The organism is Wolbachia endosymbiont (group B) of Episyrphus balteatus (genome assembly GCF_947250575.1).
In the GTDB taxonomy this organism is placed as follows: Bacteria; Pseudomonadota; Alphaproteobacteria; order Rickettsiales; family Anaplasmataceae; genus Wolbachia.
In genome coordinates this window covers 603,811-623,745 of record NZ_OX366325.1, presented here as the reverse complement: position 1 = coordinate 623,745, position 19,935 = coordinate 603,811, and the positions used below count along the sequence as shown (strand labels likewise).

The following is a 19,935-nucleotide window of genomic DNA, read 5'->3' as shown; positions in this document are numbered from 1 at the left end:
CTCATTATTAGTATTATATTAATGATGATTAAATTATTAGTACTTGTCAATAATTTATGAGTAAGTTAGTATTAAGATAATAAAATAAAAAGGAAAGAGAGAGGAGCAGTCTTCTAAGAAGAAATAGAAGCTATCTTAAACCTCAAGTCATCACTTTGTTACCACAGCACATCATCGATGTTTTGGTATAGAGTAATCAGAATCATAAAAATAGCTTAGTGTTAGCTATTTTTATGATAACCTCTCTTAAACAATTGATATTTTACAGTGTTTTTGGTAAAATAATAGCTTAAGGCTTAGAATAAAAGTTTATGAGTGAAGCACAAGGTCCAAATATTGCAGAATGGCAGGCACAGCAGCAACACCAGGAAGCCGCTAGTGAGAAAAGTGGTTTCGGTCTTGGTCATAGCGACTCTGTTGCAACAATTGTGGATGGAATGAAGTGGATGTTCAACTTTCATGAAGGAGCAATTGCTGCTTATAATAATGTGTTCGAAGGTTTGGTCAGTGGTAGCAGTCTAGTAACGTTATTTGGAAAATCAGGTAATATGTTTGGCATAAAATTTCTTGAAAGTCTTGCTGAATATTTTTCAGGTGGTGGTGGAGAAGATATGCCATCAGAAGGAATGGGTATGGACTACGGTGATGAGGGGCATCATCCGGATGATTATCCCCACTCTAACAATGAAATAGCTCAAAGTGCCGATGGTTTGCATGATATGCATGATGCAGGTGATCATCATGGCCAATCTTTTTCACCTGGTCCTTCACCATCTGTTGGTGATGATCATGAGCTTGGTTACTAAATAACTAAGAAGATTTTATTGTAATTAGTGAAAAAAGTTTCAGTTTTAGGATCAACAGGAAGCATTGGAAAAAAGACTGTAGATTTGCTCTTAAAGAGAAAGGAAGAATATCAGGTGGAAGCACTAAGTGCCAATTCTAACTTTGCTCTGCTAGCACAACAGGCAAATCTACTTAATGCAAAATATGCTGCCATTTCTGATGAAAGGTTCTACAAAGATTTAAAAGAAGATCTACTTGGTACAAACGTCAAAGTAGAAGTTGGTGCTCCAGGTCTAGCAAATGTTGCTTCTCTACCCGTTGATCTCTCAGTTATTGCAATAGTTGGCATCGCAGGCCTTGAGCCAGTTATAAAGGTTATAGAAAGCGGTACTAAAGTTATTGCTCTAGCAAACAAAGAGAGTATTGTTTGCGGTGGTAAGTTACTACTTAAAAAAGCTAAAGAAAGGAGCGTACAAATAATTCCCATCGACTCTGAACACAACGCAATTTTTCAAGTTTTGCAAAATGATGATAAATGTGTAGAAAAGATTATACTCACTGCCTCTGGTGGACCATTTTTAAATTATAGCCTTGAACAATTAAGAAATATCACAGTAAATCAGGCACTAAGTCACCCTACTTGGAAAATGGGAAAGAAAATCTCAGTTGATAGTGCAACAATGATGAATAAAGCACTAGAAATAATAGAAGCACATCATTTGTTTAATATTAGTCCAAATAGAATTGAAGCAGTAGTGCACCCTGAATCGATAGTACATGGAATTGTCGTTTATCACGATGGATTCAGCTTTGCTGTGCTTGCAGAAACTGATATGGAAATTCCCATTGCATATGCTTTGTCTTGGCCAGAAAGATCAACTTTGAACTACAAGTTAGACTTAACAAAACAAAAAAAATTGACCTTTCAAGAACCAGACCACAAATGTTTTTCTTCACTAAAGCTAAGCATGGAAGTGTTAAATTCTTCTTCTCCACATACAAATAGTATTGTTTTGAACGCTGCAAATGAGATAGCTGTTAACGAATTTTTGAAGTCACGAATCGGCTTTTTAGAAGTAGTAGAGGTAGTAAAATCAACAATAGAAAACTTTGACAAGTACTCTGATATTAACTCACTATCCGACATAATAAGTGTCGATTTTGAAAGCCGTATTCTTGCCAATGAAATCATAAAAAGTAAAGGTATCTGTTCAGCAGAGTGATAAAATAAGGTAGACGAGAAAAGACAACTAAATGGTCAAGTAGCCCCATTTCATACTCCTGTCATCCTAGTAGCTGACACTGGGATCTAGAAAAATTTACAAAGCTTATGCTAAATTCAATGAGATTAAATGAAAACCAGCATCAAGTGCTGGAATGATACCTTACCTGAACAGATACATCACTAGCACGTTCGTTCACAATAACTTGAGAGAAGCTTACATCATTAATAACTGTATTTGCTCTATACAGATAACCGCATCCTATTGCAAGAAAAAGCAACGAAGTTACAACAAGCGGAGTTGGGTTATCAACTGCGAAACATATACCAGCAGCAAGTACTCCAGATAACAAAAAAGCACAAGCATAATTAGTTTGTTTCCTTTTTTGAGCGACTGCTTCTATCTTTAGGAATTCTGGTTCTATTGCTTTCTTGACATGTCCTGCAATACAATTTCTTGGACTTTTGTTTTCATAGTTTTTAATATTAGGTTTGATATTTGGATGTGTAAGTAATATTTCTATCATGTTTACATTTCCCAACTTGCAAGCAATGTGTAGAGCTGTATTTTTTTCCTTCTTGCCGGTCTTAATTTCCTCCTCTGCACGAGCATAATTTTGAGGTATAAATCCTTCATTAACAGGTTGTAAATTGTCAAGGTATACACAACCCCTTATACCCTTATCTACTACTTCTCTCCCCTCAAATTCGTACACTGGATAACCATCATGTTTCTTTGGTTTTCTCTCAATAACAGCTTGCTTGCTTTTAATATTTAAATCGATTTTTTTATGTTCTACAAGCAACTTAGCCATAAGCTCTAAATATTGATGTTCCTCGTTATTACTAGTAACAAAAGCTGAAATAATGCACATCAAAGGTGTCATCCCATCCTCAAAAGCGTTAACATTCGCTCCTTCTTTCAATGCTTGTTGAAAATGATTCCAAGCTTCCTCAGGTGTTATTCTTTCACCACTAGCATTTTGAAATTCAATAGCTTTAAACAACTTTTTTGTTGCTTCACTTGTACTAAACATTTTAACCCCCTATCACAACAAACTTGATAAAATTATACATAGAAAAAATTAAAATATCAACTATTAAGCTAATGATCCAGAATATACTCCTTCGTTAAAGGAGACTGAGCATTTTCAAAGATTTCTTGAGTACTTCCGAATTCAACAATCTTGCCATTGCAAAAGAAAACTATGCTGTCAGATAATTTTTTAGCTTGCTTCATCGAATGAGTTACCATAATTATGGTGAACCTCAATTTCAATTCTTGTATAAGATTTTCGATTGCATTGGTTGCCATTGGATCAAGAGCAGAGCATGGTTCATCCATTAATAAAATAGTTGGCTTTACTGCAATTGCACGAGCAATGCATAATCTTTGTTGCTGGCCACCAGATAAATTTAGTGCACTATCTTGCAATCTATCTTTCAACTCTTCCCATAAACCAACCTTAGTTAAACTACTTTCTACTATTTCATCTAATTTTTGCTTATTTTTCACCATGCCATGCAATTTAGGCCCATAAGCAACATTATCATATATTGACTTTGGAAAAGGATTGGGTTTTTGAAATACCATACCAACTTTTGCTCTGAGCAATACAACATCCATATCACGTGAATATATATTACCCAGCCCATCGATTACCAGTTCACCAGTCGCTCTACATCCAGGTACGTAATCATTCATACGATTGAAACAACGCAAAAATGTCGATTTACCGCACCCAGAAGGTCCGATAAAAGTTGTGACTTTCTTTTTGCAAATATTCAAATTTATATCGAATAAAACTTGTTTAGAGCCATACCAAAGATTTAAATTTTTAACGAAAGCGTATTTATCGCTCATACTAAATCCTGCATTGAATAAAGTCCTGGTATTTCCTGTTTATTCTCGCACAACCATATTGCTGCTTGAACCGCCCCTCTAGCAAACGTTGTACGATCAATTGCCTTGTGATTTAATTCTACTCGTTCATCGGAATTGACAAACATGACACTGTGATCTCCTATTACTCCACCTCCACGAGATACTGCAAAGCCTATTCCTCCTTTCCCTCTTATATTTGAATTATTATGTGAATATTGATTGAGCTCAAAATCCACTTTTGCAGCGTTAGCAACTGCTTTACCAAACTCTATAGCTGTTCCAGATGGTGAATCCTTTTTTAAATTGTGATGCATTTCCCAAATTTCAACGTCATACTCATTACCTAAAAGCTTGGCAGCTTCTTTTACCAATTTCAGCAACACATTAACTCCAACACTCATATTTGCTGACCATAATATTGGAACTTTAGCAGCATATTCTTTTAAATTTAGACCTTCTATTCCAGTTGTGCCACTAACTAGCGGTTTTTTAAATTTCACGGCCGCCTTAAGGCATTCTAGCATACATTCTTTAGTTGTAAAATCTATTACAACATCGGACGATTCAAATACCTCATTAATGGAACTTGTAACTTTGATTCCTAAATTGCAATTATTGCCTACAATAGGCCCAATATCTAAGCCTATATACTCACTGCCCAAGCGAGCAACAGCACCTGCTATTTCCACTTTGGTATTCGTAATTAATTCATTGAGTATTTTCTTACCCATTCTGCCTAAGCAGCCTATTACTCCAACTTTGATTTTCATAAAGCTTTTTCCACTATGTTAGGCTTTTTTTGAAGCTTTGTCATCTTTATAAGCTTAGCATATTTAGCCTTACACTGATAAAACTATAGCTATACATCGATGAATCTATTGAAAATTGATACGAAAAATTGTAATTAGTCAATTTTCTCCTATGGAGAAAACTTATAAAGAAAAAAAGAGCACCAAAGGAGGTGCTCTTTTGTGAAGGATTTGGTTTAATAATAACCGTTTCCTACTATACTCGGATTAGAGACACAATGTCTTTCTGTTGCTAGTGCTCGAGTTGTTGAACTTGGTTATGTAACTTCTGCATCATAAAACTTCTCTGATTCAGTAGTCACTTCCTCAGAGTAAGATCAGATAAATCTTCTCTAAACTTAGAAAGAGATGCAGTAAAAGCATTTATTAACTCTTGTTTTTTTCTTCAATAGTAGTTTTACCTGAAGATTGTCCTTGCTGTGATATGCTTTGTTTCGCAACACTTGTTTCACTTTTTTTACCACCAAACAGCCGCTTACAGCCTGATGAAATTTTTCTTGCAATCCATGAAATTCCTATGTGATCAGCAATCCACTTAAAAAAGTTTTTTATTTTTTTAAACATATTTTACTCCTTAAATTAATAATTTATATTATTATATAAAAAGCATAGTATGTCAACTTTTTCTATAGAGAACGTATAAAGAAAAAAAGAGCACCAAAGGAGGTGCTCTTTTTGAAGGGTTTGTTTTAATAATAACCGTTTCAATCTACACTTGGATTAGTGACATAATTTCTCTCTGTTGATGGTACTCCAATTGTTGGACTTGGTTGTGTAACTTCTTCATCATAAAACTCCTCTGATTCAGTAGTCACTTCCTTATTGTTAACCATTTGTTGTGCCGTAGTAGGATTGAGATTATGCTGCTCCAACGCTGTACCTTCAAACGGCTGATTAGATATATTATCTATTTTAATCTCTGTTACATCATCTTTCAATCCTAACATTTCTTTTATACGGTAGGTGTTTTTTCTACTATAAATTGCATTACAACTTAAATACCTACCATCTTCATTCTTTTTTGTTATTGATTCTATATGTACACTTGTGATGTTATTAAAGTCATTACCATCACCAACGATTTTATATCCATTGTTATCGCACTTTACATATACAAGTAGTTTAGTCCATGAATTCACTCTATTATTGAGATTTTTATACTCTCCTTCTGCTAAAGGTCTATTTAATGAAAGATAGAATTGGTTATCCTTAAATTTAATCTCACCTACTGCTTTAGGTTCATCATTTAATCTTTCTGGAAAATTTTCTGCTGGCTCTACGTTTATATCTGTTTTAGATACAGATTCTTCAGTCTCATTTTGCATAGGGGTGCTAACAGTTGGACTTTTATTTACATTCTCATCTGAAGGTCTCTTTGGTGATATATTTTCTTGAGCAGTATTTGCTTTACTGCTAAATAACCAATTCCAACCTGATGAAATTTTTCTTGCAATCCATGAAATTCCTCTACGATCAGCAATCCACTTAAAAAAGTTTTTTATACTTTCCCACATACTTTACTCCTTAAATTAATAATTTAATTATTATATATAAAATTTAATTTGTCAATTTTCTCCTATGGAGAAAACTTATAAAGAAAAAAGAGCACCAAAGGAGGTGCTCTTTTGTGAAGGGTTTGTTTTAACAATAACCGTTTCAATCTACACTTGGATTAGTGACATAATTTCTCTCTGTTGATGGTACTCCAATTGTTGGACTTGGTTGTGTAACTTCTTCATCATAAAACTCCTCTGATTCAGTAGTCACTTCCTTATTGTTAACCATTTGTTGTGCCGTAGTAGGATTGAGATTATGCTGCTCCAACGCTGTACCTTCAAACGGCTGATTAGATATATTATCTATTTTAATCTCTGTTACATCATCTTTCAATCCTAACATTTCTTTCACATGCTCAATATTGTCTTGAACTAATATTTTATCGTCATCGATATAATTACCATCTTCTTTCTTCTTTAGTACTGATTGTACAAGTACACATTCAGAAACGCCATGGAGATGACTAATACCAGTAATGCGATATTCTCCTTTACCACACCTTAGATATACAAGAAGCTGAGGAGAAAATTTGTCCTGGGTTAAACTATATTTATAATCCTCAACTTTTATACCCTTTTCCACATTTAAAAATAAGTAATTATCTTTATCAAGTTCAATATAACCTACTCCTTTAGGCTCATTAGCAACAACTTCTTGGCTCAATGCCCTTTGCTGATCAGTGGTTGTTGTTTCAGAATCATTGTTAACTGTTCGTTGTATCGTAGTAGCATTAAGATTAGGTGTTGTAGTTTTCAATGGATTTATAGACATTCTAGTTATTTCAGCAAGATTTTTGTTCTCATCCAAGCCTACTTTATACATCATTTCTGATGGGTCTTTTGAAATAGTTCCCTTGTCATGCTGTTTCTTCACTGAAGTTATGGATACAGATTTCTTTCCATCATCTACATCTTGACATGAACTATAAGGGCCAGTAATACAAAACTTGTTACTTTCACACTCTACAAATATACGAAATTCTCCAGGTATAACTTTACCATTTTTGTCTTCATTTTTACATTTTTCTTCAAGACGTTTATAATTCTCGTTTGTTGTAACAAATAGTAATTTTTTATCGATAAATTCAAAATAACTCCCTGGCTTTGTGCTTTGTTGAATAACATTAGGTTTATTAGGATTTACGTGCCTTCTTGGTTGTTCTGATTTTTCTGGAAAATTTTCTGCTGGCTCGACGTTTGTACCTGTTTTAGATACAGGTTCTTCAGTCTCATTTTGCATAGGGGTGCTAACAGTTGGACTTTTATTTACATTCTCATCTGAAGGTCTCTTTGGTGATATATTTTCTTGAGCAGTATTTGCTTTACTGCTAAATAACCAATTCCAACCTGATGAAATTTTTCTTGCAATCCATGAAATTCCTCTACGATCAGCAATCCACTTAAAAAAGTTTTTTATACTTTCCCACATACTTTACTCCTTAAATTAATAATTTAATTATTATATATAAAATTTAATTTGTCAATTTTCTCCTATGGAGAAAACTTATAAAGAAAAAAGAGCACCAAAGGAGGTGCTCTTTTGTGAAGAAAAGATACTCTTTATGAAAATGTCATAATAGGTATTGATGAATTTATAGCTGGCTTATCTAGCACCTTACTAGGTTTACCAGCTTCTGAGCTTAGTACCTTGCTATCACTTGCAGGCACTTTAGATGTAGAACTTACAACTTCAGGTTTCTGAGATATTTTATCTATAGTAACAACTGTACGCTTACTATTTAAACCCAACATCTTTTTCATTCCTTCTAACTCACAAGACAAAGTTTTACCATCATCTACCGAGTCCACTATAAAGGATACCGAACTATCGTTCATGACAACAAGTTTGCTATAAACAATTTCGAATATAGCTTCGTCAGATTTGACATTTATATGATATCTTGATGGATCTTTAGAATTAATACCTCTCCCATCTATAATTTCTGGTACATTCTTTTTGTTTGTATGCAGTACTAACTGCTTATTACCATTTTCTTTAATAACACCCCAATGATTGGATTCACCCTTCACTAGTTCAATTACACTATTTTTTTGCGGTTTACTAGACCACAAGTTTTTAATGTTGTTCCAGCCTGATGCAATTTTTCCTGCAATCGACTGAAAAAAGTTTTTTATTTTTTTTAACATATTTTACTCCTTAAGTTAATAATAATTTAATTATTACATAAAAAGTATAATATGTCAATTATTTCATAAAAATTTTAGTACTTGCTTGCAATTTTCAATAATTTAATAGCACTGGTGTTGACAACTTCCCCGCCAACACGCTTAGTAACAAAAAATCTAACATAAGGTTTGTTTGTATAAGGGTCTCTAAGTATTCTCATTCCTCTGTTATCTACGATCTTATAAGCTTGTTTGAAATCCGCTACTGCAATCATTGTAGGTGGCATATCAGCAGATTGATATACTGGTATTCCCATTAAAGTATCTGGAGTTTCAAGCGATAAACTCGGCTGCCAAAGATACTGACCTGTTTCAGATTTTAGTAGCCTAACGTCCTTTAACGTACTCCTGTTCATCAAAAATGATGCATTTTTAGAGTAATGTTCATTTAGAGAGTAGTACAATATCATTATGGCATCGCTGTCTAGCTTATCAGCTTTAATTTGCTCTATCTTATTATGACCATTTCCATTTTCGTAAGTTAAAATTCCTTTAGGTTGAAAAGTGCCATCACCTTTAATAAAGGCTTCATTCTCCTTCTTACTGAAAGTTTCGGCAACCTTTTCTACAAGCCAATTTTCAACATTGACAAATGCATCATCGAGCAATTTTTGTGATATTTGCGGCTGAGCATAGAGCTCATAAGTTGTGATGGAAATCTTTTGAATTTTAGGTGTACTTGTGTCTTGTGCAAAATCATACTTGGATTTATAGCCACCATCTTCGTCCTCTACGACTTCACCACTCCAACCTGCACCAGCACGGTCACAATCTTCTATAATATAATCCAATGTTTCAGTAGAGATTCTTTGACTAGAACATATTTGCCGCATTGGAGATGAATCAGCTATACGCTTGTTTATCCGTTTTACAATGTGAGGAGTAACTAAATACCCTCCAATATCATTGTCATCTCCACTTAGGGTTTTATGTGATAACCTACTTTCTATTCCTTTGCGGATATAATCAGAAAAATATTTATCACCCATGTTAAAATCTGTGCTAATTTCTGGACGTTGAGCTGAAGTTTCAATAAAATCTAAGCGCTCTTTGCAATTATCAATATTACTATTTATCTTGCATAGCTGCTCAGGTCCTTTGCTTTCGATTTCTTTTAGTTTGCGATCATTTATTAATTTAAATTGCTCCCATGATGAAGCGAGTTCATTAACACGGTGAGCGATATCAGTAAGTGACATAATAGCCTCCTTTAAAAATAAAATTAGAATAGTATTGTAATTTGAAGGTAATCTTTAATCTCAGTACCTTTTCGTTGTTATGCAAACTGCATTCAGAAAAAAGACCGGTGAATGGCAGCTTAGTATAACTCAAACGCTTGTTTACAATATGGATCCCAGTGCTGGGAGGCGCCCTCATGGTAAACAACGTTCATACAACTGTATATGTATACTGCCATTCACCGGTCTTTTTTCTGGATTCCAGCATTGGCTTCATGGTAGATACAAATAAACGTCAGGCGCTTGGTAACGAGAGAAAAATGATACTGATTACTTGTTGAAGTAAAAAAAAGCAGTGTAGTATTACACCACGGTAAATATTATACTTAATTGTTAGCAATATACAGCATCCATTTTTTTGTGTCAAGCATTTTTTTTCGCTGCGTATCTGTTCAGAAGAATGTGCAAATAAAGTATGTAGCTGTACAAATTTGCCAAAACAATAAATGGTATCCTGTACTGGGATCCATTTTTCTATCATCACCAGAAACGTTGATTACTTTTATACCTGTAAATTTAACTGGATCCCAGTGTCAGGGCACTGGGATGACAGAAGAAAAAGGCCTGTATCGGCTACTTCGATGACACTCACAGCCCTGTCATTCCAGCGCGTGACGCTGGAATCCAGAAAAAAAAGAAAAATGGTCAAGCACTAGGATGACACCCATTTAGTTATCTTTTCTCGTCTACCTTGTTTTGCCACCCTGCTGAACGGATACATACCGTTTGTTGCTTTTATTCTATGGTACCTTATCTACCTTGCCGCTCTCCTGCTTCAATCAGTAAGGGATTTCAATATTAATTCTGAACTACTTGCGGGATTGCCGCTTTTTGTAATTGGTCTGCCAATTACGATATAATCAGCTCCTGAATTTATTGCTTCTTTTGGTGTTGCTGTCCTTTTTTGATCATCATGACCTCGATTTATACGGATTCCTGGAGTAATAATTTTAAAGTCTTTACCACATTCTTGGCGCACTTCTTGAGCTTCTAGTGCAGAGCAAACTACTCCATGTAGTCCAATCTTTTTTGCAAGCTTTGCTAGCAAAATTACCTGTGATTTTGCTTCCCTTGCTACTCCGAGTTCACTCAGATCTTCATTGCCCATACTAGTTAGTACTGTTACTCCAATTAGCTTTATTTTCTTTCCTTGCACTATACTTAGTGCTTCTTTAAGCATTTTTGTTCCACCACTGATATGCAATGTTAGCATTTCAACATCTAGAGCTTTTATTGCTTCAACTGTTCTAGCTACAGTGTTTGGAATATCATACAATTTTAGATCTAAAAAAATTGGTACATTGCATTTTGCAACTTCTCTCACTCCAGAAGGACCATGTGCAGCAAAAAATTCTAACCCAAGTTTTACCATGCCAACCTTATCACGCAGACCATTAGCCCAAGATATGGCTTCATTCAAATCTTGTGTATCCAGTGCGCATATTATTGGGTTCATTATCTTGTATAATTTTTTTTATAATAAAGCTAGTTATTATGTTTTGTAAATACCTTCACTCTGATTAAGTTCATAAGATTCTGTTAATAGTGAATTTGGCGATTTGGTTGGGGTTGCAGGTAGTGATTCATATCCAAGATCTCCCATTGAAGCTTCTTCTAATGGTCTATAATCTTCACCTGGCGTGAATTGAACAAGTTGCCCTAATATAAATTTTATTTTCTGAGTCTCCCCTAATATTATTTTTTTGCTATAATCTTTAATTGTTTCATTTTCTCTTATCGATTCTTCTATCTTATCTATCACATATTGAAGTTGTTTTATTTGACTGTCTCGCTCTAAAAGTGAATTTCTTAAATTTTTCACTTCGTTATTACAATCTTGTCTTATTCTGTCTAACTCCAAAGATTGATTTTTAATTAAACCATCTGTTTTATCTAGCTCTTCAAGTTTCCTTTTTAATTCTTGAGATAAGTTTTTATTTTTCTGATCAATTTCTTTAAATTTACATTGTAATTCATCTAATTCCACACAAAGTTCTTCTTGTCTTTTATGTAATTCTTCTTTTTTCATATATAGTATATGTTTCTCTTTACGTAATTTGTCTATTTCCTTAGATAACTCCTCTTTTTCTTTAGATAATTTCTCTACTTCCTTATATAATTCTTCATATTTATCATTGTCTATTTTTCTTTTCAATTCGATTATAAGTTTTTTCCTCTCAGTTAGATTAGCTTCTTTTTCCTGTAACTGTTTACACAAATATGAGATTTTATGGAGTAGTTCTTTTTCTTGTGCAGCAAGCTGATCTTTCTCCTTCGTTACTTTTTCTAATTCTTCTGTTATTCCAATTATATGGATCATTTTTGCTTCTAATTTCTCCTCCAAAGATTTTTTTTCTTTAAGAAAATATTTCCTCTCAGCTTCTATTTTTTGACAAAATTTTCTTCCTTCCTCGTATAAATTGTGCTTTTCTTGAGTCAACTCACGCTCTTTGTGAGCAAATTCCTTTCCCACTTTCCTAGTGTCAATAATTATTTTATACAAAATCATAAAAGCCAAAACAGATAATACAGCTAAAGCGAGAATTAAAGAACTAGGTACATTAATAAGAGCTAAAGATGTAAGTAATGTAAGAGTAGCCAGAGAACTAGCTATAAAATAAAATGTATTATATTTATTAAGTAAATTGCTCATCACCCATATACAAAACTTCAGCAGTCTTGTATATATTGATTAAAATTATCTTACCTGTAGAGGAGAACACTTATCACAATTGTACCAGTGATAAACTTTAGTTGATATTCTAACTAAACTCAAAATGCAAGGTGGCATCAGACAGGAGTAGAACATCTACTAGAATATCCAAAATCTTCTGAATATGAAGTTTCATCCGGCTCTTTATTTGGTAGTGCTGATAAATCCCCATTACTCATATTTGAAGAAGCAGGGCTATCATTAATTTGTTCAAATACTTCTTCAAGCATCTTTTGTATTTCTTGATCACTTTCTACACAATGCTTAATCAATTCATCAAATCTTCCGCAAATCTCTAGCATAGTACTCCTTGGCATAGTCACATTGTCTTTTTCTCCTATACTCTCTTGAAACAAACTTACCATCTCTGTTATCAAACCCGTACAATCCTTTACAAAGCTGACATAATTTTGATGAGATAATGAAGATTGATCATCTAAACGTGAAATTCCCCTTTTCATAGTAATTTTCTCAGATAGTAACTTTTCGTACTCTTCAGAACAATTTTGATCTTCTTCTTCTAGATCACTTCGCAATTTTTCAAATTCTTTTCTTCCTTGATCAAGATTTCTTTCTAATTCTTTGATCCTATTGAGATACCCAGCTTCTTTTTCTTCCAATTTCTTACATAGTTCTTCTAGATTAATCTCTTCTTGAGTTTTTTCATTTAACTTTTCTTGTAATCGTCTTTTTTCTTCTTCTGAATTACATAATCTAGATTCTAAACTAAAAACTTCCCCCTTTTCTTCTTCCAACAGCACCTCTAACTCTGCTATTTTTTTCTTTTTCTCTTCTAAGTATATTTCCAATTCTGTTATTTTTTGACTTTCTAATTCGTGTGATTGACTTTCTAATCTCTGGATTTCACTATATTTATCACCTAAATCTTTTTTAGTATCATTCAATTCTTGTTCTAACCTTTTATTTTCATTTATTGATTTATCCAGTTTAAGATCTGATCGCCCTATTTGATTAACTAGTTTTTGTATTTTGACAACTAGAATTTTAGCATATTCTTCCAAGCCTTGCTTTTCTTGCACTAATTCAGCTTTTTCTTTACTTAACTTTTGTATCTCTTTTTGCGCTTTCCTTAACTTCTCCTCTAACTTTTCCTTCTCTACTTTTCTCCTTTCAAATTCACTCTCTACCGAATCACTTAGCTGCTTGAGTTTTTGTGTTACTTCAGCCAAAACTTCATCTTTTTCCCTTACCTTTCCATTTAATTCCTCCACCTCTCTCATTTTTTGCTGTAATTGTTCTAATATAGTTTGATTATTTTCAGTTAATCTTGTATTTTCTTTTTCCAATTTATTAATTCTTTCGTTTAAGCTGTCATCTACAACTTGTGCAATTTTGTCTTGCATTTTAGTACTGCCTATTTGAGCTTCTTTGCTGCCACGCTCAATTTCTTGAGTTGTTTGAATGTTAATATTTCTATTACTATTTTCTATCACAATCTCAGATGATTTATGATTGCCTTTCTCCTTATTTCTAAATTTTATTTGATACAAGAATAAGTTACCTATTTTTACATCTTTATTTGCTTTCAATTGATCATCAGTAACACGATTACGCTCGATAAGTTCTATACCATTAGCATCAGTATTAATTATAATAGTGCACTTTTTTCCGTCCTCATCACACCAATTCAGAGTCATTTCGTATGCACCATCAGTTACAACATAGTGCCTTATTCCTTCTTCAGAAACAAAACCGTGCATTCCATTTTTTCCATTGCTATGCAGAGTTGAAAATCCTGAAATTCCATTATCTTGACAGAAATTACTATTCAAAAACTCACTGACTTTGAATTTGTTTTTATTAGCTCCCAATTTAACTTCTGCACAACTACCATATATTGACACTGTTTCAACACCACTTTCAATATACCCACTCAATACTTTTTTAGCATCATCTTGAAGCTCTAGTCTCGCTTCCTTTACATTATTGAAATCTTGGATAACGGCTTTATACACTTCATCTTCATTAAAATTGGCATTGTATTTTATTAAAAAAGATAATATGTGAAAACTAGCTACAGCAGTGTGAATTGATTTATTCTTTTCTTTTATCTTACCGAGCAAAAACAAAAACCTTTGAATGAAGTCATGATAATCATCTTTTTGCTCTTCAATTTTATTATTATATGAATTACCAATCATTATTACCTCACAACTAAATAATTAGTATAGTAATACGAATGCTAAGTTACATCAATCAATAAACTTACAGTAAATTTTCCATTCTCAGTTATAAGCTCTGCTTCTGTACTCTCAACCCATTCTATCACTTCAGCATTGCAAACTGACTGCAAATCATGCTGAGCAGAATAATTTAACTCATCCTCTTTTACACTCGCTTTTATCATCAACTTTTGTATAAGATGCTTAACTGATACGTTATTATCTGCTTTTATTTTTCTCACAAGGTTTAATATCTGCACGAAATTATCTCCCATTTCCTCAGAATACTTATCATAGGTAAGTTCTTCCTTGTTAGGCCAATTACTTTTATTGTGAACGGAGTTATAACTATACAACTGATGATATATTTCCTCTGTAATGTATGGCAAAAATGGTGCAAATAACCGCAAAATAATATTGAGTACATATGCCAAACTCTGTTTCGCACTCATGTTTGCCTCGCTGTCCAATGCATCTCCATATGCACGTTTTTTAACTAACTCTAAGTAATTATCACAAAAATCTTTCCAAAAAAATTCTTCTATTGCGCTCAAAGCTTCGCAGTATTCAAACTGTAATAGGTTGTTCGTCGTTTTTTCTATCACTTTATATAATTTGGACAATATCCACTTATCCATCGTCTCACTGATGGAATTTATGCTCAATGCTTGATGTTTTTCCATAAACATGGAAACAAATTTGCTAGCATTCCAAAGTTTCGTAACAAGTCGTTTGCCAATTTTGAAGATATTTTCAGAGTAGACTGTGTCAACTCCAAGTCTTGAGTTTGCTGCCCAATAGCGTACTACGTCAGCTCCATAGGTTTCAAGCATTACATGAGGAGTGATGATATTACCTTTTGATTTACTCATCTTTTTTTTATCATCAGCCAAACACCAACCACTAATCATGATATTTGTCCACGGCAGTGAATCTGCATGATAATGTGCCTTCAAAATCGTATAAAAAGCCCAAGTTCTTATTATCTCATGGCTTTGGCTGCGCAGATCTGCAGGAAATATCTTATCATACCGATGGCTTGGTAAACCGAGCTCACTGTTTACTGCCAGTGCACTTAATTGAGGAGTGATCGCACTTGTTGCCCAAGTATCCATCACATCTTGATCTGGAGTAACTTCTTCTTTAATATACCCTTTCGGCAAATCTTTGAGTGGATCTACAGGTAAATCCTTTACTTCAGCTAGAATGATTTTGCCTTCTTCTCCCTTACGTTTTGAATACCAAACTGGAAATGGTACACCAAAATAACGCTGTCTTGAGATGCACCAATCCCAACTTAGCCCTTCTATCCACACCTCCATACGTTTACGCATAGATTCTGGATGCCAATTACATTTACTCACTTTATCTAATACTTGAGTTTTTTGCTCTAAAGTCTTGACAAACCATTGATAAGTAGGTAATATTTCAAGCGGCGCACCAGATCTTTCAGCACATTTAACAGAATGAGAAATGCTAGTGCTTTCTATTAAAAGTCCTTTTCCACTGAGGATTTCAATGATCCTCTTTCTTGCTTCTTTAACTTTTAGTCCATGGATCCCAGTGTCAGCTACTCGGATGACACCGGCATGTGTCTCCTCTGTCACCTGAGTAGCTTGATACTGGGCATCTTTCTCCCCTGTCATCCCAGTGCGTGACACTGGGATCCATTTTTGATCACACACTGCATGCAGGTTTATCCTTCCATCCTGATCAATTATAATTGTCACCGGCAGATTATGCTTTTGCTGCCAATATATGTCGAGCTCATCACCGAATGTACAGCACATAACAAGCCCAGTGCCTTTATCTATTTTGACCTTATCATCAGCTATTATTGGAACTTTTGCCTCTGTAATTGGCACTACGGCTATTTTTCCAATCAGATGGGCATATCGTGCATCTTCTGGATGACAAAAAACTGCAACACATGCAGGAAGTAACTCAGGTCGCGTAGTTGCAATATGAATCTGCTCATTTTTTTCAGTGGAAAAAACTATCGTGTTCAAAGATGACTCAAAGACTTTATCCTCTATTTCCGCTTGCGCAATTGCGGTTTTATCAACTGGGTCCCAAAGAATAGGTTGCATTTTCCTATATATATACCCTTTGTTATATAGATCAACAAACGACGTTTGAGAAAGTGCCACAGCTTCCTTGCTGATCGTGTGATATTCCAAACTCCAATCATAACTAATGCCGACCGATTTAAATAACTCCTTGAATTCTTGCTTTGACTTCTCAATAACTTCATGGCACATCTCTATAAATTTTTCTCTGCCAACTTCTTTTGCACTAACTTTATAGGTTTGCTCAACTAACCTTTCAGTCGGAAGGCCATTATCATCAAAACCAATTGGATAAAACACATCTTTCCCCAGCATACGTTGGAACCTTGCAATAAAATCCGTATGGCAATAGCTAAATATGTGACCGATGTGCAACTTTCCTGATATAGTTGGTGGAGGAGTGTCTATAGTAAAAGTGTTATTCTCTTCACCATTCCATTTATAAACTTTACTTCCTTCCCATAATATGTTGTATTTATTTTCAATTTCTCTAAAGCTGTACTTTTCTTCTAACATAAATATTTTTCAGTTTTAAGCTTTAAGTTAGCACAATTGAGCAAATACAGCAATTTTAATGTCTGACATTTTAGTGTCCCCCTTCGGGGATTGTCTCGCTTTGAGGCGAAGGACAAGTTACAATAGTCGCGTATGCGACGTTATGGGTATAATGCACACTCTAAGTACGATATGAAAGTACACTTGGTATGATATCGCAAAAGGGTGCTAATAGGCCAAATTGCTGTTAGAGTTAGGGAGCTGCTAAGGCAGGTTACTATGGAAAATGAGATCCAAATTATCTCAGGCAAAGTTGCAGTAGATCATATTCATATGTTTATATCATATAAACCACAGCAAAGTGTTAGTAAAATTGTACAACTTTTGAAAGGAACAAGTTCAAGGTTGCTGATGCAAGATTTTGCAAGTCTAAGTAAGCAATTTTGGGGCAGGCACCTTTGGGCACGTGGATATTGAGCCGTAAGTTCTGACAGACGAGGTTATACAAGAGTACATATCTATCCAGGAAGGCGAGCCACTTCATGACAATGATCAATTTCAAATTGATTAAAATTTAACCCTTCACCTTGTAGGTGATGGTTGTTGAGTTTATAATACAAAATTTCTTGATTTTAGTTTTTTATGTATTACACGATAAATTTTTAGTATTGAGGTTTATTATGCCTGATTTTAAATTTTCTGATTTACAAGATCTTGTTAATGCTCTATATGATCCATACTATCTGCCCTCCAACGAAAAAATAAAACTAGCAGAATTGCTTGAGGACGTGTTGGAACTAGAAGTTAAAAAAAGCCCGAAAGAGGCAATAGCTATATTAAAAAGCAAAATAAAAAATGGACTAAAAAGTGAAATGTCGAATGAACTGAAACAAAAAATAGGTAAGCTTGAGCAACTAAAGGCGGAAAATAAAGACTTACAAACTAAAAAGGATAGAGCTGAACGGTTAAATAGATCCTTAGAATATGCAAGGAAGACAGCTCAGAACGAAAATATAGAATTAAAAGCTGAAAAAAATAAACTAAATACTCAAATCCAGCATTCACAGCAAGAAAAGAAAATATTAGAAGTCAAAAATGAAGCAAATAAACAACTAAAAGAAAAAGCAACATACATCGCTACTGCTAGTACTGGTCTTGCTGTTGGGTTAGTAGTGTATATTACACTTGAACATACAACTAAATTGGACATGTGGTTAATCGTTGTTATAGCAACAGTATCTGCATTCTTAGCTGGTGGTTTAATAATGAAACCTAGCTCTCAAGTAAATGGAACACAAGAACCACAAGGAGTAGCAAATAAGAATTCAGTCTAGCTTGATATAGTTTTTTTCATTTCACTGCCTTTCCAAATTTGAAGCAGGTTGTTTGAGCCATAGTACAAAGTAAATATAGTAATTTTACACTAAAATTTTTAGTTTTGTTTCTGTGGGTTAGTTGGTACGAGCCTTGCCTTTAAGAAGATGTAAAATCACAATTATTACGAATAACATTCCACCAATAACTGATATAGCTCCACCCGTAATAAAACAAGCACGTGCCAACATTGATGAAATACTTGGCAGATCTGCAACTTTTCTTAATGCACCATATCCACCAAGCCAAACAAGTCCAGTAATGTGGAGAAAATGTCCCAAGCTATATGCATAAATCTGTAATCTTACTATGGAGCTTTTTATTTCTTTACAGCCCAATTTTGGTAACAGCCAGTAGACAAAATTCATAAAAGCTATAGTAATACCAACCACAGAACCGTGATAATGCGCAGGGATAGTGACATTTCCTTCAATAGTTAGCACTCCAAGCACACCTCCATAAATGAACAATACAAACGAGTGGAGAAGATAATTGCCCTTATCATTGAGCAGAGTTTTTATGTTGCAATATACTAATATTGTTAAAAAGCACGGCAGAACTGCTCCAGCAATTCTCATATGCCAGGTAAAAAACTGTATCAATTCAGCACTATCCGCCGAATAAATAAAGTATATAAACGGCGCACCTACGGTCAAAACTGTGTTTATAAATAGTGGTAAAATGGTAATTTTATTTAGACTAATATAGCGAGCATTCAGTATGATCAAATAAACTAAAAACATTGCTTGAGCAAAGGCAAACTGCAGTAAATGTCCGCCTCCCCAAAAGAGATATTCATAAAATAAATTCTTGTCTGAGTGATATAGACCTGGAGGCATATTTTTATGTGCTAAAACAACACAAAGAAATGATGACACAAGTATAATGACCAGGCCAATTTGTCCGATTGAAAGATATGAGTCTTGTTTATTTGATATGTAGGCTAGAGCTGTATTGATCAATATGCTGGTAATGAAAAGACTGAGTCCAAGTAAAAATAATTTGTTTTGTAATACAGGTATATAGTTACTTTTGATAACTTCAGTATTTGGAACAAATGCAGATATAAACATTAGCAGCATGGAAAGGATTGAGAGAATCCATGAGAAGTTAAACCAATGATTGGTGTTTTTTAAGTTTATGATGAAGAGCAGAGATATTATAGAGCACATCCATACCAAAATTGACAAATTTACGTGTATCACCAGTGCATTATCAAAGATATATTGTGCAGAAGGAATGAGAGAAGAAATAAAAGGCAATCGTAGAAAAATAACAATTATTGACAGCACTCCAGAGCAAGCAAGAGCAAGTACTGCCAAGAATATCCATTGCCTGCAAAGTGAAGCGTTATTTTGTATGTTGAGCATTTACTTTTAGGTACTATAGCATAAGACAATGTACATTTTTCAAATTGA

At 34.1% G+C, this 19,935-nt stretch carries 16 protein-coding genes and 1 pseudogene; 4 read left to right on the top strand and 13 right to left on the bottom strand.

Going from position 1 to position 19,935, the window contains the following annotated elements; genetic code table 11:
• The first annotated feature begins 311 nt into the window (after positions 1-311).
• Positions 312-806, top strand: coding sequence for a hypothetical protein (locus tag OOL05_RS03030; RefSeq protein WP_010406678.1), 495 nt, complete (start codon positions 312-314; stop codon positions 804-806).
• 27 nt (positions 807-833) lie between these two features.
• The gene (dxr, locus tag OOL05_RS03025) at positions 834-2,009 is read left to right on the top strand and encodes a 1-deoxy-D-xylulose-5-phosphate reductoisomerase (RefSeq protein ID WP_010406676.1); all 1,176 of its coding nucleotides are present in this window, start codon (positions 834-836) and stop codon (positions 2,007-2,009) included.
• 142 nt (positions 2,010-2,151) lie between these two features.
• Here the strand turns inward: dxr and OOL05_RS03020 are convergent, their stop codons facing one another.
• From OOL05_RS03020 to OOL05_RS02965, 12 genes are all read right to left on the bottom strand, one after another.
• Positions 2,152-3,045, bottom strand: coding sequence for an ankyrin repeat domain-containing protein (locus OOL05_RS03020; protein ID WP_264730755.1), 894 nt, complete (start codon positions 3,043-3,045; stop codon positions 2,152-2,154).
• Between the two features lie 68 nt (positions 3,046-3,113).
• Positions 3,114-3,872: a phosphate ABC transporter ATP-binding protein PstB gene (gene pstB / locus OOL05_RS03015; protein ID WP_010401422.1), complete on the bottom strand. Its 759-nt coding sequence runs from the start codon at positions 3,870-3,872 to the stop codon at positions 3,114-3,116.
• Entirely contained in the window at positions 3,869-4,663 is a 795-nt protein-coding gene (gene dapB / locus OOL05_RS03010; RefSeq protein ID WP_264374698.1) for a 4-hydroxy-tetrahydrodipicolinate reductase, read from the bottom strand. The genes pstB and dapB overlap by 4 nt, the downstream gene beginning before the upstream one ends.
• 405 nt (positions 4,664-5,068) lie before the next feature.
• A complete protein-coding gene (locus tag OOL05_RS03005) occupies positions 5,069-5,266 on the bottom strand; it encodes a hypothetical protein (protein ID WP_149168885.1) in 198 nt (65 codons plus the stop codon).
• Positions 5,267-5,406: 140 nt separating this feature from the next.
• Positions 5,407-6,216, bottom strand: coding sequence for a hypothetical protein (locus tag OOL05_RS03000; protein WP_264730753.1), 810 nt, complete (start codon positions 6,214-6,216; stop codon positions 5,407-5,409).
• A gap of 142 nt (positions 6,217-6,358) precedes the next feature.
• The gene (locus tag OOL05_RS02995; protein ID WP_264730751.1) at positions 6,359-7,687 is read right to left on the bottom strand and encodes a hypothetical protein; all 1,329 of its coding nucleotides are present in this window, start codon (positions 7,685-7,687) and stop codon (positions 6,359-6,361) included.
• A gap of 131 nt (positions 7,688-7,818) precedes the next feature.
• Positions 7,819-8,406, bottom strand: coding sequence for a hypothetical protein (locus OOL05_RS02990; RefSeq protein WP_264730749.1), 588 nt, complete (start codon positions 8,404-8,406; stop codon positions 7,819-7,821).
• Positions 8,407-8,480: 74 nt separating this feature from the next.
• The gene (locus OOL05_RS02985) at positions 8,481-9,644 is read right to left on the bottom strand and encodes a phage major capsid protein (RefSeq protein ID WP_264730747.1); all 1,164 of its coding nucleotides are present in this window, start codon (positions 9,642-9,644) and stop codon (positions 8,481-8,483) included.
• An 814-nt stretch (positions 9,645-10,458) separates the two neighbouring features.
• Positions 10,459-11,139 carry an orotidine-5'-phosphate decarboxylase gene (pyrF, locus tag OOL05_RS02980; RefSeq protein ID WP_264730745.1) on the bottom strand — a complete coding sequence of 227 codons (681 nt, stop codon included), beginning with the start codon at positions 11,137-11,139 and terminating at the stop codon, positions 10,459-10,461.
• Between the two features lie 36 nt (positions 11,140-11,175).
• Positions 11,176-12,192, bottom strand: coding sequence for a hypothetical protein (locus OOL05_RS02975; protein WP_264730743.1), 1,017 nt, complete (start codon positions 12,190-12,192; stop codon positions 11,176-11,178).
• 281 nt (positions 12,193-12,473) lie between these two features.
• On the bottom strand, positions 12,474-14,558 hold the full coding sequence (locus OOL05_RS02970) for a coiled-coil domain-containing protein (RefSeq protein WP_264730741.1): 2,085 nt from the start codon (positions 14,556-14,558) through the stop codon (positions 12,474-12,476).
• 41 nt (positions 14,559-14,599) lie between these two features.
• On the bottom strand, positions 14,600-17,164 hold the full coding sequence (locus OOL05_RS02965) for a valine--tRNA ligase (protein WP_264375611.1): 2,565 nt from the start codon (positions 17,162-17,164) through the stop codon (positions 14,600-14,602).
• Between the two features lie 132 nt (positions 17,165-17,296).
• On the opposite strand from OOL05_RS02965, the pseudogene tnpA reads away from it, so the two are divergent.
• Positions 17,297-17,714, top strand: a pseudogene (gene tnpA / locus OOL05_RS06830) (IS200/IS605 family transposase).
• Between the two features lie 109 nt (positions 17,715-17,823).
• Entirely contained in the window at positions 17,824-18,477 is a 654-nt protein-coding gene (locus tag OOL05_RS02955) for a hypothetical protein (protein ID WP_264730738.1), read from the top strand.
• Positions 18,478-18,594: 117 nt separating this feature from the next.
• Here OOL05_RS02955 and OOL05_RS02950 read toward each other — a convergent pair whose 3' ends face one another.
• Positions 18,595-19,887 carry a cbb3-type cytochrome c oxidase subunit I gene (locus tag OOL05_RS02950; RefSeq protein ID WP_458694718.1) on the bottom strand — a complete coding sequence of 431 codons (1,293 nt, stop codon included), beginning with the start codon at positions 19,885-19,887 and terminating at the stop codon, positions 18,595-18,597.
• Positions 19,888-19,935 lie beyond the last annotated feature (48 nt).

Coding starts and splice junctions, on each gene's coding strand:
- OOL05_RS03030 (WP_010406678.1), top strand. CDS start 312: ATGAGTGAAGCACAAGGTCCAAATATTGCAGAATGGCAGGCACAGCAG.
- OOL05_RS03000 (WP_264730753.1), bottom strand. CDS start 6,216: ATGTGGGAAAGTATAAAAAACTTTTTTAAGTGGATTGCTGATCGTAGA.
- pyrF (WP_264730745.1), bottom strand. CDS start 11,139: ATGAACCCAATAATATGCGCACTGGATACACAAGATTTGAATGAAGCC.
- OOL05_RS02995 (WP_264730751.1), bottom strand. CDS start 7,687: ATGTGGGAAAGTATAAAAAACTTTTTTAAGTGGATTGCTGATCGTAGA.
- OOL05_RS02985 (WP_264730747.1), bottom strand. CDS start 9,644: ATGTCACTTACTGATATCGCTCACCGTGTTAATGAACTCGCTTCATCA.
- OOL05_RS02975 (WP_264730743.1), bottom strand. CDS start 12,192: ATGATTTTGTATAAAATAATTATTGACACTAGGAAAGTGGGAAAGGAA.
- OOL05_RS02950 (WP_458694718.1), bottom strand. CDS start 19,887: ATGCTCAACATACAAAATAACGCTTCACTTTGCAGGCAATGGATATTC.
- OOL05_RS03020 (WP_264730755.1), bottom strand. CDS start 3,045: ATGTTTAGTACAAGTGAAGCAACAAAAAAGTTGTTTAAAGCTATTGAA.
- OOL05_RS02990 (WP_264730749.1), bottom strand. CDS start 8,406: ATGTTAAAAAAAATAAAAAACTTTTTTCAGTCGATTGCAGGAAAAATT.
- OOL05_RS03005 (WP_149168885.1), bottom strand. CDS start 5,266: ATGTTTAAAAAAATAAAAAACTTTTTTAAGTGGATTGCTGATCACATA.
- OOL05_RS02965 (WP_264375611.1), bottom strand. CDS start 17,164: ATGTTAGAAGAAAAGTACAGCTTTAGAGAAATTGAAAATAAATACAAC.
- OOL05_RS02970 (WP_264730741.1), bottom strand. CDS start 14,558: ATGATTGGTAATTCATATAATAATAAAATTGAAGAGCAAAAAGATGAT.
- OOL05_RS02955 (WP_264730738.1), top strand. CDS start 17,824: ATGCCTGATTTTAAATTTTCTGATTTACAAGATCTTGTTAATGCTCTA.
- pstB (WP_010401422.1), bottom strand. CDS start 3,872: ATGAGCGATAAATACGCTTTCGTTAAAAATTTAAATCTTTGGTATGGC.
- dapB (WP_264374698.1), bottom strand. CDS start 4,663: ATGAAAATCAAAGTTGGAGTAATAGGCTGCTTAGGCAGAATGGGTAAG.